Annotated in this window: 12 protein-coding genes, 1 pseudogene and 1 riboswitch; of the genes and pseudogenes, 7 read left to right on the top strand and 6 right to left on the bottom strand. The window is 70.5% G+C overall.

The annotated features are described in order from the left end of the window. Positions 1-4: 4 nt before the first annotated feature. Genes thiS through thiC form a run of 3 tightly spaced genes read right to left on the bottom strand, consistent with a single transcriptional unit; the run spans position 5 to position 2,977 of the window. On the bottom strand, positions 5-199 hold the full coding sequence (gene thiS / locus LRK53_RS03805) for a sulfur carrier protein ThiS (RefSeq protein WP_027493828.1): 195 nt from the start codon (positions 197-199) through the stop codon (positions 5-7). Next, positions 196-1,191, bottom strand: a complete 996-nt coding sequence (locus LRK53_RS03800) for an FAD-dependent oxidoreductase (protein ID WP_235642509.1) — start codon at positions 1,189-1,191, stop codon at positions 196-198. Before LRK53_RS03800 ends, thiS begins: the two co-directional genes overlap by 4 nt. Continuing rightward, complete coding sequence (gene thiC, locus LRK53_RS03795; protein WP_027493829.1) at positions 1,175-2,977, bottom strand: phosphomethylpyrimidine synthase ThiC; 1,803 nt, start codon at positions 2,975-2,977, stop codon at positions 1,175-1,177. The genes LRK53_RS03800 and thiC overlap by 17 nt, the downstream gene beginning before the upstream one ends. Before the next feature lie 63 nt (positions 2,978-3,040). Then, a riboswitch (TPP riboswitch) is annotated at positions 3,041-3,147 on the bottom strand. Between the two features lie 96 nt (positions 3,148-3,243). Between thiC and LRK53_RS03790 the strand changes: the two genes are divergently transcribed. The 5 genes from LRK53_RS03790 (at position 3,244) to LRK53_RS03770 (ending at position 6,305) form a co-directional block, all read left to right on the top strand. After that, the gene (locus LRK53_RS03790; protein WP_027493830.1) at positions 3,244-3,822 is read left to right on the top strand and encodes an NnrU family protein; all 579 of its coding nucleotides are present in this window, start codon (positions 3,244-3,246) and stop codon (positions 3,820-3,822) included. Between the two features lie 98 nt (positions 3,823-3,920). Further along, positions 3,921-4,118: a hypothetical protein gene (locus LRK53_RS03785; protein WP_027493831.1), complete on the top strand. Its 198-nt coding sequence runs from the start codon at positions 3,921-3,923 to the stop codon at positions 4,116-4,118. A gap of 69 nt (positions 4,119-4,187) precedes the next feature. Further along, positions 4,188-5,249, top strand: coding sequence for an ATP-binding protein (locus tag LRK53_RS03780; protein WP_027493832.1), 1,062 nt, complete (start codon positions 4,188-4,190; stop codon positions 5,247-5,249). 2 nt (positions 5,250-5,251) lie between these two features. Then, positions 5,252-5,848, top strand: coding sequence for a DUF938 domain-containing protein (locus LRK53_RS03775; RefSeq protein WP_037090415.1), 597 nt, complete (start codon positions 5,252-5,254; stop codon positions 5,846-5,848). A 55-nt stretch (positions 5,849-5,903) separates the two neighbouring features. Further along, entirely contained in the window at positions 5,904-6,305 is a 402-nt protein-coding gene (locus LRK53_RS03770) for a YchJ family protein (protein WP_027493834.1), read from the top strand. Between the two features lie 3 nt (positions 6,306-6,308). Here the strand turns inward: LRK53_RS03770 and ligB are convergent, their stop codons facing one another. The 3 genes and pseudogenes from ligB to LRK53_RS03755 all read right to left on the bottom strand — a co-directional run. Further along, complete coding sequence (ligB, locus tag LRK53_RS03765; RefSeq protein WP_037090416.1) at positions 6,309-7,994, bottom strand: NAD-dependent DNA ligase LigB; 1,686 nt, start codon at positions 7,992-7,994, stop codon at positions 6,309-6,311. Between the two features lie 97 nt (positions 7,995-8,091). Next, positions 8,092-8,871, bottom strand: a complete 780-nt coding sequence (locus LRK53_RS03760) for an NRDE family protein (protein WP_027493836.1) — start codon at positions 8,869-8,871, stop codon at positions 8,092-8,094. A 9-nt stretch (positions 8,872-8,880) separates the two neighbouring features. Next, positions 8,881-9,060 (bottom strand): annotated as a pseudogene (locus LRK53_RS03755) (glutamate synthase small subunit); the annotation flags it as partial. Between the two features lie 598 nt (positions 9,061-9,658). Here LRK53_RS03755 and LRK53_RS03745 point away from each other — a divergent pair. Continuing rightward, positions 9,659-10,882, top strand: coding sequence for a murein hydrolase activator EnvC family protein (locus tag LRK53_RS03745; protein ID WP_027493838.1), 1,224 nt, complete (start codon positions 9,659-9,661; stop codon positions 10,880-10,882). 131 nt (positions 10,883-11,013) lie between these two features. Beyond that, positions 11,014-12,405 (top strand): S41 family peptidase, encoded by a 1,392-nt coding sequence (locus tag LRK53_RS03740; protein WP_027493839.1) that lies wholly within the window; start codon positions 11,014-11,016, stop codon positions 12,403-12,405. The last annotated feature ends 74 nt before the right edge of the window (positions 12,406-12,479 follow it).

Raw genomic sequence — 12,479 nt, 5'->3', positions numbered from 1 at the left:
CGTCCTAGCCTCCCTGCATCGGCGCCAGCACCTCGACGCGGTCGCCCGCGGCGAGCTGCGTGCCGGCGCGCTGGGCCGCCGCGACGAAGCGCCCGTTGACCGCGGTGGCGACCGCCGCCTCGGCCAGCCCCATGCGCGCCAGCAGCGCCTGCAGGTGCTCGGCGGGCGGCTGCGGCTCGCCATTGACCAGGATGTTCATGCCTCGACCTCCGCCGGGGCCGCCAGCGTGGCGGCGAGCTGGGTGGCGTACCACGGCGCGAGCAGGAAGCCGTGCCGGTACAGCCCGTTGAAGTGGGTGACCCGACCGCGCCGGAGCAGCCGCGGCAGGTTGTCGGGAAACGCCGGGCGGACCCCGGCAGCGGCCTCGACGATCTCCGCCTCGGCCAGCGCCGGATGCAGCGCGCGGGCTGCACCAAGCAGCTCCAGCGCCGAGCGCACGGTGATCGGGCCGGCGTGGTCGCTTTCCAGCATGGTGGCGCCGAGCATCAGCAGGCCGTCCGCGCGCGGCACCACGTAGATCGAGAAACGCGGATGCAGCAGCCGCACCGGCCGGTGCAAGGTCACGTCACGGCTGCGCAGCAGCAGCCGCTCGCCGCGCACGCCGCGCAGGTCCGGCAGCGCCTCGCGCGCGGCCAGGCCGCGGCAATCGATCACGTGGTCGGCGGCCAGCGTCTGCGGCTGCACCGCCGCGCCGAAGGCGAAGCGCACGCCGCGGGAAGCCAGCGACGCGGCCAGCGCCGGCAGGGCTTCGCGCGGGTCCAGGTGCGCCTCGTCGGCCAGCCACAGACCCTCGCTGAAGCCCTCGGCGAGATCCGGCTCCAGCGTGGCGATGCGCTCGGCGTCGACCGCCACGTGGCCGCCGGTGCGGGCGGCGAACTGGCGCAGCTCGCCACGATCGCGCGGCGCCGCCAGCACCAGCGTGCCGCCGCGCACCACGCCGGGCACGTGTTGCGACCACCAGTCCAGCGCCAGGCGGCCGCGCTCGGCCACCACCGTCTCGGCGCCCTCGCGCTCGCAGTCCGGCGCCAGCATGCCGCCGGCCAGCCACGAGCAGGCCGACGCACCGACCGCGTCCGCCCGCTCGTGCACGCTGACCGTGGCGCCGGCCTCAAGCAGCGCCGTGGCGGCGCACAGCCCGGCCACGCCGGCACCGACCACGGCGACCGCGCACCTCTCAAGCGACCGGGACATACAACGCACCTCCGACGGCCATGAACTCCTCCGACTTCGCCGCCATCCCGGCCAGCTTCGCCGCGTCCTCGCGCAGGTCCTGCGAGATCTTCATCGAGCAGAACTTCGGTCCGCACATCGAGCAGAAGTGCGCGACCTTGTGCGCCTCCTTCGGCAGTGTGGCGTCGTGGAAGGCGCGCGCGGTGTCCGGGTCCAGCGCCAGGTTGAACTGGTCTTCCCAGCGGAACTCGAAGCGCGCGCGCGACAGCGCGTCGTCGTGCAGCTTCGCCGCCGGATGGCCCTTGGCCAGGTCGGCCGCGTGCGCCGCAATGCGGTAGGCGATGACGCCGGTCTTGACGTCGTCGCGGTCAGGCAGGCCCAGGTGCTCCTTCGGCGTGACGTAGCAAAGCATCGCGGTGCCGAACCAGCCGATCATCGCTGCGCCGATGCTCGAGGTGATGTGGTCGTAGCCGGGCGCGACGTCGGTGCTCAACGGCCCCAGCGTGTAGAACGGCGCCTCGCCGCACAGCGCCAGCTGCTTGTCCATGTTCGCCTTGATCTTGTGCATCGGCACATGGCCCGGCCCCTCGATCATCACCTGGCAGCCGTGCACCCAGGCGATGCGGGTGAGTTCGCCCAGCGTCTCCAGTTCGGCGAACTGTGCCGCGTCGTTGGCGTCGGCGATGGAGCCGGGACGCAGGCCGTCGCCCAGCGACAGCGAGACGTCGTAAGCGCGGCAGATCGCGCAGATCTCGGCGAAGTGCTCATACAGGAAACTCTCGCGGTGCCCGGCCAGGCACCAGCGCGCCATGATCGAACCGCCGCGGCTGACGATGCCGGTGACACGGTTGGCGGTCAGCGGCACGTACGCCAGCCGCACGCCAGCGTGGATGGTGACATAGTCCACACCCTGCTCGGCCTGCTCGATCAGGGTGTCGCGGAACACTTCCCAGTTGAGCTTGAGCGGGTCGCCGCCGACCTTCTCCAGCGCCTGGTAGATCGGCACGGTGCCGATCGGCACCGGCGCATTGCGCATGATCCACGAGCGGATCGCGTGGATGTTGCGCCCGGTGGACAGGTCCATCACCGTGTCGGCGCCCCAGCGGATCGACCAGACCAGCTTCTCCACTTCCTCGGCGACGCCGGAACTCACCGCGGAATTGCCGATGTTCGCGTTGATCTTCACCAGGAAGTTGCGCCCGATCACCATCGGCTCCAGCTCAGGATGGTTGATGTTGGCCGGCAGGATGGCGCGACCGCGGGCGATTTCCTCGCGCACGAACTCGGCGCTGACGAAGTCCGGAATGGCGGCGCCGAAATCCTCGCCGTCGGCGCGCCGCGCAGCGGCATCGTCCAGCGCCCGGGCGCGGCCCAGGTTCTCGCGGAAGGCGGCGTAGACCATTTCCTCGGTGACGATGCCGGCGCGGGCGAATTCGAGCTGGGTGACCGCCTGTCCTGCGCGGCCGCGCTGCCGCAGTGGCCGCGCCGGGCAGGCCGGCGTGCCCACGTCGGCGTGCCCGCCCGACTCCGGCCCGATCGCCTCGAAGCCACGCGCGGCCAGCCAGGCCTCGCGCACCCGCGGCAGGCCACGGGCGAGGTCGATCGCGGCGGCGTCTTCGGTGTACGGACCGGAGGTGTCGTAGAGGTTGAGCGTGGGCTGGCGCGGATCGGTCAGCGCCACCTGGCGGAACGGCACGCGCAGCGCGGGGTGGCCGGACGGGGTCAGGTAGACCTTGCGCGAACCGCGGATCGGACCGGTAGTGACGTCGGCCGGTGCGGCCGGCGGATGGATGGTGGTGGTTGGCATGGATCTCCTCCTGGTGGGTGGGGAGATCCGGGGCGACGATCAGTTTGGGCGCACGCCGACGGCGCGCTGGTGAATTCCCGTCCCTTCGCCGGCATGACCCGGATCAGGTTCAAAGGGTCCGGCTGCCGCCATCTCAGCCCTGCCTGCGCAGGACACCCCTCGGAACGCCGGCAAGATTAGCCCAGCCTCCGACGAGTTGTCCACGCCGGTCACGGAAGCTGCGCATTGCTACACTCGACGCACTCACGTGGTGCGGAGCGAACACGATGGCGATGCTGGTCCTGGGTCTGCTGATCTTCCTCGGCGTGCATTCGCTGCGCATCTTCGCCGACGGCTGGCGCAGTCGGCAGCTGGCGCGGCTGGGCGAAATACGCTGGAAAGGCCTGTACTCGCTGGTGTCGCTGGTCGGCTTCGTGCTGATCTGCTGGGGCTTCGTCCTGGCGCGACAGCAGCCGGTGCTGCTGTACGTGCCGCCGCCGTGGCTGCGCCACCTCAATGCGCTGTTCACCCTGGTCGCGTTCGTGCTGGTGGTCGCCGCCTATGTCCCGCGCAACCACCTCAAGGCAAGCTTCGGCCATCCGATGCTGCTGGGCGTGAAGACGTGGGCGTTCGGCCACCTGCTCGCCGCCGGCATGCTGCACGACGTGGTGCTGTTCGGCGCCTTCCTGCTGTGGTCGATCGTGCTGTTCGTCGCCTCGCGCCGGCGCGACCGCCGCGAGGGCACGGTGTATCCGTCCGGCACCATGCCGGGCACGACGCTCACCGTGGTGGTCGGCGTGGTGACCTGGGCGCTGTTCGCATTCTGGCTGCACGCGCTGCTGATCGGCGTGAAGCCGATGGTGTAGCCACGCCGGCGCACCGTAGCGGTGTGCCGAAAGCCATCTGCCCGGCCGGCTGCGGTTCGCGCTAGAGTCCGGCCATCCGTCCCCGCCGAGGTCGTGCCATGGCCGCCTTCCTGCTCTGGCTGTTGCTGCTGGTGTTCTGCTGGCCGCTCGCGCTGCTGGCGCTGGTGCTGTACCCGATCGTGTGGCTGCTGTTGCTGCCGCTGCGCCTGGTCGGCATCACGGTAAGCGCCGTGTTCGCCTTCCTTGGCGCCCTGTTGATGCTGCCTGTGCGCGTGCTGCGCGGCCGCCCGGTCTGACCCGCGCGTAAACTTTACAATCCGGAAGAGTAACTTTCCAATCGGCGCGAGTTACTTTACAGTGCCGGCATGGCCCGACCCAGCCGTTCGGCGGAAATCGACGCAACCCTGCTGCGCCTGGTGCAAGAACACCCGGACGATCTCGTCCGGATCGTCGCCGGAAAGCTCGGGCTCAGCCGCGCCGCCGTCGCCACGCGCGTACGCGCGCTGATCGGAGACGGCTATCTTGCCAAGGTCGGCACGACACGTCCGACCTACCGTCCCGGAAACTCCAGGCGTGCGGGTTTCCGCCATGCGCTGCGTGGCTTGGCCGAGGACCGCGTGTGGTCGAACGACATCGCGCCCCTGCTGTCAGGCCTGCCCGCGAACATCTTCGATATCTGCCACCACGGCCTGACCGAGATGGTGAACAACGCGATCGACCACTCCGAAGGGAAACACCTCACGGTCCACGTCGACCGCAATGCCCACCGGGTCGCGATGATGGTCGCGGACGACGGCATCGGCATTTTCCGCAAGATCACCCGTGCGCTGGATCTTCCCGACGAACGACTGGCCCTGCTGGAACTTGCCAAGGGAAAGCTGACCACCGATCCACGGCGCCATTCCGGCGAAGGCGTGTTTTTCACTTCGCGCATGTTCGACCGCTTCCAGATCGCTTCCGGCGACCTGGTCTTCGACCATGATGGCGGGCAAGGCGACGACCTGTTGTTCGACACCGACATGCACCAGTTCCGCCATGGCACGACCGCGCTGATGGAGATCCGCACCGACACCAGCAGGACGGCCAAGGAGGTTTTCGACCAGTACTCCAGCGGGCCCGACGACTACACCTTCGCCAAGACGGTGGTACCGGTGAGACTGGCCCGGGTCGGTGACGAAAATTTGGTTTCGCGTTCGCAGGCCAAACGCCTGATGCAGCGGGTGGAGCGGTTCCGTACCGTGGTGCTGGACTTCGATGCGGTAACCAGCATCGGCCAGGCTTTTGCGGACGAGGTGTTCCGCGTCTTCGCGCACGATCATCCCGAAGTCGCGCTCGTTCCGGTCCATGCGGTGCCGGCAGTACGGCAGATGATCCGCCGCGCCGAAATCGCCCGCGATGAGGAAAGCGGCCAGTTGCCGCTGCGCTGAGCATGGCCGAAGAACCCTACTCGCCTTCCTGCGAGCGCAATCGCGACCCGATCCTCAGCGTGCTGCGCGAGCATTTCGCCGATCGCCGGCGGGTACTGGAGATCGGCAGCGGCACCGGCCAGCACGCGGTGCATTTCGCCGCGGCGCTGCCGCAATTGAACTGGCAAAGCTCCGACCGCGCGGAACACCTGCCCGGCATCCGCGCCTGGCTGGACGAGGCGGCGCTGCCCAACACCCCGCCGCCGCTGGAGCTGGACGTCGGCGGCGCGTGGCCGCCCGGCCCGTTCGACGCGGTGTTCAGTGCCAACACCCTGCACATCATGGCGTGGCCCGAGGTGCAGCAGCTGTTCGCGCATTTGCCCGCGGTCACCGCTGGCGATGCCGTGCTGGCGATCTATGGCCCGTTTAACCGGCAGGGCCGCTACAGCAGCACCAGCAACGCCGCGTTCGATGCATGGCTGAAGGCGCGCGACGCGCACATGGGTATCCGCGACGCCGAGGCGGTGGATGCGCTGGCCGCGGCGGCGGGCTTTGCGCTGGTTGACGACGTGGCGATGCCGGCCAACAACCGCTGCCGCGTGTGGCGCCACCACGACTGAGCCTCTGCCTGCACGCACACCTGCACGCCGCCGCCGAACCGGGTACAAAGGCGGCATGAAGGCGATCGACACGCTGACCCCCTGCCCCTGCGGCAACCCGGCCGGTTACAGCCAATGCTGCGGGCCGCTGCACGACGGCGCCAGCGCCGCCAGCGCCGAACAACTGATGCGCTCGCGCTACAGCGCCTACGTGCTCAAGCGCGAGGACTACCTGCTGACCAGCTGGCACGTCGATACCCGCCCGGCCTCGCTGCGGCTGGCCGCGCAGCAGCCGCCCCCGACCTGGCTGGGGCTGGAGCTGCGCCGCCAGCAACGCGTCGACGACGACCATGCCATCGTCGAATTCATCGCCCGCTACCGGCTCGGCGGCGGCCGCGCGCAGCGCCAGCATGAGACCAGCAGCTTCGTGCGCGAGGGCGGCCACTGGTACTACCACGACGGCGAGCTGAAGAGCTGACGCTCAGAAACCCTGCACGCCGGCCGCCCGCAGTCGCGCGGCCAGCGCACGAACCTCGGGACAGGCGAAGAACGCCACCAGTTGGTTCGCGCGGCTGGCGCCGATGCCCTCCAGCGCCTGCCAGTCGTCCGCTCCGCGCGCGCTCAGCGCGGCCCAGTCGGGCAGCCCGGCCGCCACGTTGGACGGCACGCCCAGCGCCTGCAGCCAGCGCGCGAACGGACGCTGGCGCGCCGCGGCGAAGCTGCGCGCCAGCAGCGCCGCGCGGCTGGCGCCCAGGCCGGGCACGCCCGCCAGTTGTTCCGGCGTCAGACTCATCCAGTCCAGCAGGCCGTGCACCAGCCCGGCGTCGATCAGTGCCTGCCAGGTATCGGCACCGAGTCCCTCCAGTTGCAGGCCCTGCCGGCCGCCCAGCCACACCAGCCGCGCGCGGAACTGCTGCCCGCAGCCGGGCGTCGGCGACCAGCAGCTGAGCGCGTCGTGTACCGCCGGATCGGGCGACGTCACCGCAACGCGCTGCTGCGCGCGCCACGCCACCGACTGCAGGCGCGGAATGGTCAGCCCGGCCAGCGCCACCTCGACCTGATCGCCGGGGCGGATGTCGAGCTCGCGCCAGCGCTTCAACGAACCGATGCTGACCCGCTGCACGCGATGGTCGTCCAGCTGCACCGGCTCCAGTTCCAGCACCGGCGTGATGCGGCCGCTGCGGCCCACGGTGAAATCCACCGCGCGCACCTCGGCCAGCGCCGAGGCGACCGGATACTTCCACGCCACCGCCCAGTCCGGCGGCGCGGCCTGCCAGTCCGCGGCCGGCGGCCGATGGCCTTGGCGCAGCACCGTGCCGTCGGTGGCAAACGGCATGGCGTGGCGATACCAGCGCTCGCGCCAGCGCTGCACCTCGTCCAGCGTGGCCACCCGCTGCGTGTACGCCACGCTGTCGGCCAGCCCCATCGCCGCCAGCCCGGCCAGCCGCGCCGGCATGCCGGCCGGGCCGCTGGGCCAGTCCCACACGAACAGGCCGATCCGTGCGGCGCTGTCGGGGTCCAGCGCCTCGCGTGCCAGCGCGCCGGCCACCGCCGAGCGCGCGTTGGCGCCGCCGTCGTCGGCCTGCACATGGTCGGGCAGGCGCCAGACCAGCTCACCTTGCAGCACCGCCCGCGCAGGCGCGTTCGGCAGGTGTTGGGGGATTGCCCCGATGGCCTGTGCCCGCGCCGTCCAGTCCGAACCGTGCACGCCGTCGCCACGGCTGGTCACCTGGCGCAACTGGCCGTCCACATACAGCAGGGTGACCGCCACGCCGTCGGCCTTCGGCTGCACCCACAGGTCGCGGTCGCCGTGCGCGTGCATCCACACGCCGACCGCGTCGGCATCCGGCAGCTTGGTCAGGCCGGTCTGCGCCACCGGCGAACGTACCCGGCCGCCGGCGTCGGCGAGCTGCGCCAGCGCCGCCGATGCCTGCGCGGGGAAACAACGCTGCCAGCCGGCGAGACGCTGCATGGCCTGGTCGTAAACCGCATCGCTCACCGGCGATTGGCCTTCGACGCGGTACGCATGGTTCCAGCCGTCCAGCCGGTCATGCAGCGCGGCAAGCTCCTGCCGCGCCCGCGCCGTCGACCAGTCCGGGCAATCGGCCGCGTGCACGCGGCCGAGGCCCAGCACGATCATCGGCAGCAACAGGCAGCTCGTGCGCATGCGACGCTCCGTTCCGTGGATGGCGTCGGCGAAGCTAGCCGACGCGCCGCCCGACGGTCAGGCAGCGGGGCACGCGGCAGCACGTAGGCGCTTGGCGTCAGTCGGTGGCGGTCGGCGACGCGCCGAAGCGCAGCAAGGTCTGGCCGTGGTAGCGACCGTTCGGCCCGAAGCGGCGCTCCACGATCACCCCGCCGCCGTCGCGGTCGATGGCCACCACGGTGCCGGCGCGGGTGCCGTACTGCTCGCCGCGGATGAACGCCGGCGACAGCAAGCGTTCGCGCTCCAGTCCCACCCCGGTGTCGGGCAACTGCGCGTCCGGCGCCCGCCGTTCATCGGCAAGCGCCTCGAACAGTGGCGCAAAATCCGTGTCGCCGCCGGCGTCGATCCACTGCTGCAGCCGCTGCGTCAGCATGCGGGTCTTCGGCCATGGCGTGTTGAAGTCGGCGTTGGACAGGCCGTGCACACCCGGCGTCACCGCCTGCGCGCGCGGCTCGGGGCGGTTGCCGAGGTAGAACGCGGCGCGCGCGTCGAAGGTGAGCAGGTTGAACGGCCGGTAGTCGGCGGCCGCGCGCAGCAGCTGTTGCGCATGCGTGGCGGCATCGGCATCGCCGCGCAGGTAGTCGGTGGCCAGCAGGCCGCGCGAGGTGCCGAGTTGCGGGTCGCGTGGGTCGCGCACGTTGGTCACCACGCAGCAGCGCCCGTCGTCGGTGACGCCGAGCCAGGTGCCGCCGGCTTCGAGGTCGCGCCCGCCGATGATCGGCGCGTCGTCCCAACGCGCCAGCGCCGCGCTGGGACGCGCGTGGAACTCGTCGCGGTTGCCGGCCAGCAGCAGGCGCCAGCGCGGATGCGCATTCCAGGCGAAGGCGATCAGGCACATGCGCGAAACCTACGCCACACAGGCCATCACTTCCAGCGGAAGCTCGCCGAGCATCCACGCGATCGACACGGCCGCCTCGCGCCCGTCGTGCTCCGCGCGCACCACCAGGTCGGCGCCGCGCATGTTGTCGCCGCCAGCGAAGATCTTCGGATGGCCGGTCTGGAACGGCAGCGCACTCGCGCCGCCGGCCCGCGCCGCCTCGCCGCCGGCCGGATCGAGGAATACCAGCCCGGCCGCGAAGCGCTCGTCCGCCGTCGCCAGCGCGCGCAGCCAGTCCACCGGGCGATGAATCAGCACGCCGCTGACGCCGTCGCGATGGGAGAGCTTCGCCAGCGCCGCGAACGCGGTGTCGACCAGCGCGGCGCTGGCGTGGCCGTCGACCTGCGCGACCAGGCCGAAGCCGCAGCTGTCGTGTTCGAACGCCGGGTCGTACAAGGTCGCCATGCCGCTTACCGCCATCTCACCCGTCCGCGCTGCGCAGGCCTGCCGCGATACCGGAGGCACCGATCGTTTTGCGCAGGAGCGACTCCGACTAAAGCACAATTGTTGCGACGCGTCAAAATATTTGTTTGGACGGCTAGACTGTCATCCAGAAAGCATGGCCGTTCGAGGCAGCCGCGAGCCCGGCCGGACCGCCCCGATGCCGGCACCGATCGGCGGGCGTGCGACCGACGTGCCGAAACGAGCCACGACGCCATCGCGGCGGGTGCCGCCTCGTCGGCATCCGCGGCCGCCCGGCCCGACCACCATCTCGCCCCGTCCGTCCCGCTCGGGGATAATCAGCCGCATGCCCATACCCACCCGTGCCGCCGTCTGCCCCGTCCGCCGCCTGATCCTCGCCGTGCTGCTGGGTTGCCTGGCCATCACTCCGCTGCACGCGCGCCAGGACGGCAAGAGCCGCAGCGAGCAGGCCGCGGCCAAGCACAAACTGGCCGAGCTGCAGCAGAAGATGGAAGCACTGGCCGAGCAACAGGCCGATACCGCCAGCCGGCGCGATCGCGCCAACGCGGAGCTGGCCAGGCAAGCGAACGCCCTGGCCAGCGCGGCGCGCGCGGTACATCAGACCGACGCCGAACTGGCGGCCAAACAGCAGCAGCTGGACCAGTTGCAGCAGCAACGCGCGACCCTCAAGCAGGCCCTGGACAGCCAGCGCGCCGCGATCGCCGACCTGCTGCGCGCCACCTACGCGCTCGGCCGTGGCTCCGACCTGCGCCTGCTGCTGGGCGATGAGGACGTGGCGCGCATCGCCCGCGCGCTGGTGTACTCGAAGTACTTCCAGCAGGACCGCGTGCAGCGGGTGCAGCGCCTGATGGACGACCTGGCCAGGCTGCAGGAACTGGAGCAGGCGATCAGCACCGAGCAGCAGGCGTTGCAGGCAACCCGCGCCCAGCGCGAGCAGCAGGCCGCCGTGCTGGCCGGGCAACGCGCCGCGCAGCAGAAGCTGGCTGCCGAGACCGACGCTCAATACAAGGACCAGGCGCAGCGCCTGGCCGCGCTGAAACAGGATGCGCAGGCGCTCAACCACCTGCTCGACAAGCTGCAGAAGGCGATCGACGAAGCCGCCGCCCGCGCCGCGGCCGAGCGTGCCGCGGCGATCAGGAAGCACCCCGGGCGCAAGCCGCCACCGCCGCTCGAGGTCGGCGGCGCCAGCGCCAACATCCGCGGCAACCTGCCGTGGCCGGCCAGCGGGGCGGTCAACAGCTACGGCAACGGCGTGCTGATCAAGGCCGGCGGCGGCAGCGAGATCCACGCCGTGGCGCGCGGCCGGGTGATCTACGCCGGCTTCCTGCGCGGCTACGGCATGCTGCTGATCCTCAACCATGGCAACGGCTGGATGAGCATGTACGGCAACAACGAGACCCTGCTGCACGGCGTCGGCGACCAGGTCGAGGCCGGCGCGGCGATCGGCACCGCCAGCCCGCCCACTGGGGTCAACACCGGCGTCTATTTCGAGCTGCGCCGGAACAACCAGCCGGTCGATCCGCGCAGCTGGCTGAGCCAGCACCGTTGACGCGATCGTCGCCGCATCGCAGGCTAGCCGCACATTCACACTGAATTACCCCGGCCTCTGGTTGTCTCATGCCTGACCACTTTTCCCGTCGCGCTCCGGCGCGACGCTGTCCGTTGCACGGAGTCACACGCATGCGTCTTTCCCCCTCTGGCGCGCCGCTGGGCCTGGCGGCCCTGCTGCTGGCCGCCCCGTTCCTGCTGGCCGCGCCGAAGCTCTGCGCACAGAACGCACCGGCCAGCCCGGCCGCGCCGGTCGAGCTGCCGGCTGCCACCAGCAGCGCCGCCGTTCCCGCCGCTGCCGGCACCGTCGACCAGGTGGACCTGGACGACATCCGCAACTTCAGCCGCGTCTACGAGGTGGTGCGCCAGGCCTACGTGGAGAAAGTCGATGACAAGACCCTGATGAAGGCGGCCATCACCGGCATGCTCAGCGGGCTCGACCCGCACAGCGAATATCTCGACAAGGAAGGTCTGACCCAGCTCAACGAGGACACCACCGGCCAGTACAGCGGCCTCGGCATCGAGGTGCTGCAGGTCGATGGTGGCCTGCGTATCGTCTCGCCGATCGACGACACCCCGGCGGCACGCGCCGGCATCAAGCCGGGCGACAGCATCGTCAAGATCAACGGCATCGTGGTCGACGCGCAGAATGTGGACGGCATGTTCAAGGAGTTGCGCGGCAAGCCGGGCAGCAAGGTCGACCTGACCATCGTGCACCAGAACAGCGACAAGCTGATCGACCTGCACCTGGTGCGCGAGAACATCGCGATCAGCAGCGTCAAGGTGCGTGAACTGGAACCGGGCTACGCCTATGTGCGGATCAGCCAGTTCCAGGACGACACCGCGGGCGACCTGGAGCGCAAGCTGGGCCAGTTGATCGCGAAGAACGGGCCGCCGAAGGGCGCCGTGCTCGACCTGCGCAACAACCCCGGCGGCCTGCTCACCGCGGCGGTGGGCGTGAGCGACGACTTCCTCGACGTCGGCACCATCGTCACCACCCGCGGCCGCCTGCAGGACGCGAACATGAGCTTCAAGGCGCATCCCGGCGACCAGCTCGGCGGCGCGCCGATGGTCGTGCTGACCAACAACGGCACCGCCTCCGCCGCGGAAATCGTCTCCGGCGCGCTGAAGGACAACCACCGCGCGCTGATCATGGGCCAGCGCACGTTCGGCAAGGGCGTGGTGCAGACGGTGTTGCCGCTGGACGCCGACCATGCGGTGAAGATCACCACCGCGCGCTACTACACGCCGAACGGCACCTCGATCCAGGCCGAAGGCATCAAGCCGGACATCGCGCTGGCCGAGCTCACCGTGAACCCCTCCGACCACGGTCCGGTGCTGATCAGCTCGGAAGCCGACCTGCCGAACCACCTGGCCAACGAGAAGGCCCAGGCCGGCACCAACATCAACGACGACGGCAGCGCCGCCGACGCCAAACTGGCCACCAGCGATTACGCGCTGGCGCAGGCGCTGAACGTGCTCAAGGGCATGGCGCTGCGCCAGCCCGCCACCGTGCGGCGCTGAGCGGCGCACGCCAGAGAGGCGAAAATGAAAACGGCCCCTCGTGGGGCCGTTCTCGTTCGGACCGTGACTCGACG

Origin of the sequence: Rhodanobacter thiooxydans (assembly GCF_021545845.1) — a bacterium.
Lineage (GTDB): Bacteria > Pseudomonadota > Gammaproteobacteria > Xanthomonadales > Rhodanobacteraceae > Rhodanobacter.
The sequence above is the reverse complement of the archived record's forward strand: the minus strand, read 5'-3'. Positions and strand labels throughout refer to the sequence as shown.

Bases quoted from the DNA above. Each gene is read 5' to 3' on its own strand.
- thiS (WP_027493828.1), bottom strand. From the start codon at position 199: ATGAACATCCTGGTCAATGGCGAGCCGCAGCCGCCCGCCGAGCACCTG.
- LRK53_RS03800 (WP_235642509.1), bottom strand. From the start codon at position 1,191: ATGTCCCGGTCGCTTGAGAGGTGCGCGGTCGCCGTGGTCGGTGCCGGC.
- thiC (WP_027493829.1), bottom strand. From the start codon at position 2,977: ATGCCAACCACCACCATCCATCCGCCGGCCGCACCGGCCGACGTCACT.
- LRK53_RS03790 (WP_027493830.1), top strand. From the start codon at position 3,244: ATGGCGATGCTGGTCCTGGGTCTGCTGATCTTCCTCGGCGTGCATTCG.
- LRK53_RS03785 (WP_027493831.1), top strand. From the start codon at position 3,921: ATGGCCGCCTTCCTGCTCTGGCTGTTGCTGCTGGTGTTCTGCTGGCCG.
- LRK53_RS03780 (WP_027493832.1), top strand. From the start codon at position 4,188: ATGGCCCGACCCAGCCGTTCGGCGGAAATCGACGCAACCCTGCTGCGC.
- LRK53_RS03775 (WP_037090415.1), top strand. From the start codon at position 5,252: ATGGCCGAAGAACCCTACTCGCCTTCCTGCGAGCGCAATCGCGACCCG.
- LRK53_RS03770 (WP_027493834.1), top strand. From the start codon at position 5,904: ATGAAGGCGATCGACACGCTGACCCCCTGCCCCTGCGGCAACCCGGCC.
- ligB (WP_037090416.1), bottom strand. From the start codon at position 7,994: ATGCGCACGAGCTGCCTGTTGCTGCCGATGATCGTGCTGGGCCTCGGC.
- LRK53_RS03760 (WP_027493836.1), bottom strand. From the start codon at position 8,871: ATGTGCCTGATCGCCTTCGCCTGGAATGCGCATCCGCGCTGGCGCCTG.
- LRK53_RS03745 (WP_027493838.1), top strand. From the start codon at position 9,659: ATGCCCATACCCACCCGTGCCGCCGTCTGCCCCGTCCGCCGCCTGATC.
- LRK53_RS03740 (WP_027493839.1), top strand. From the start codon at position 11,014: ATGCGTCTTTCCCCCTCTGGCGCGCCGCTGGGCCTGGCGGCCCTGCTG.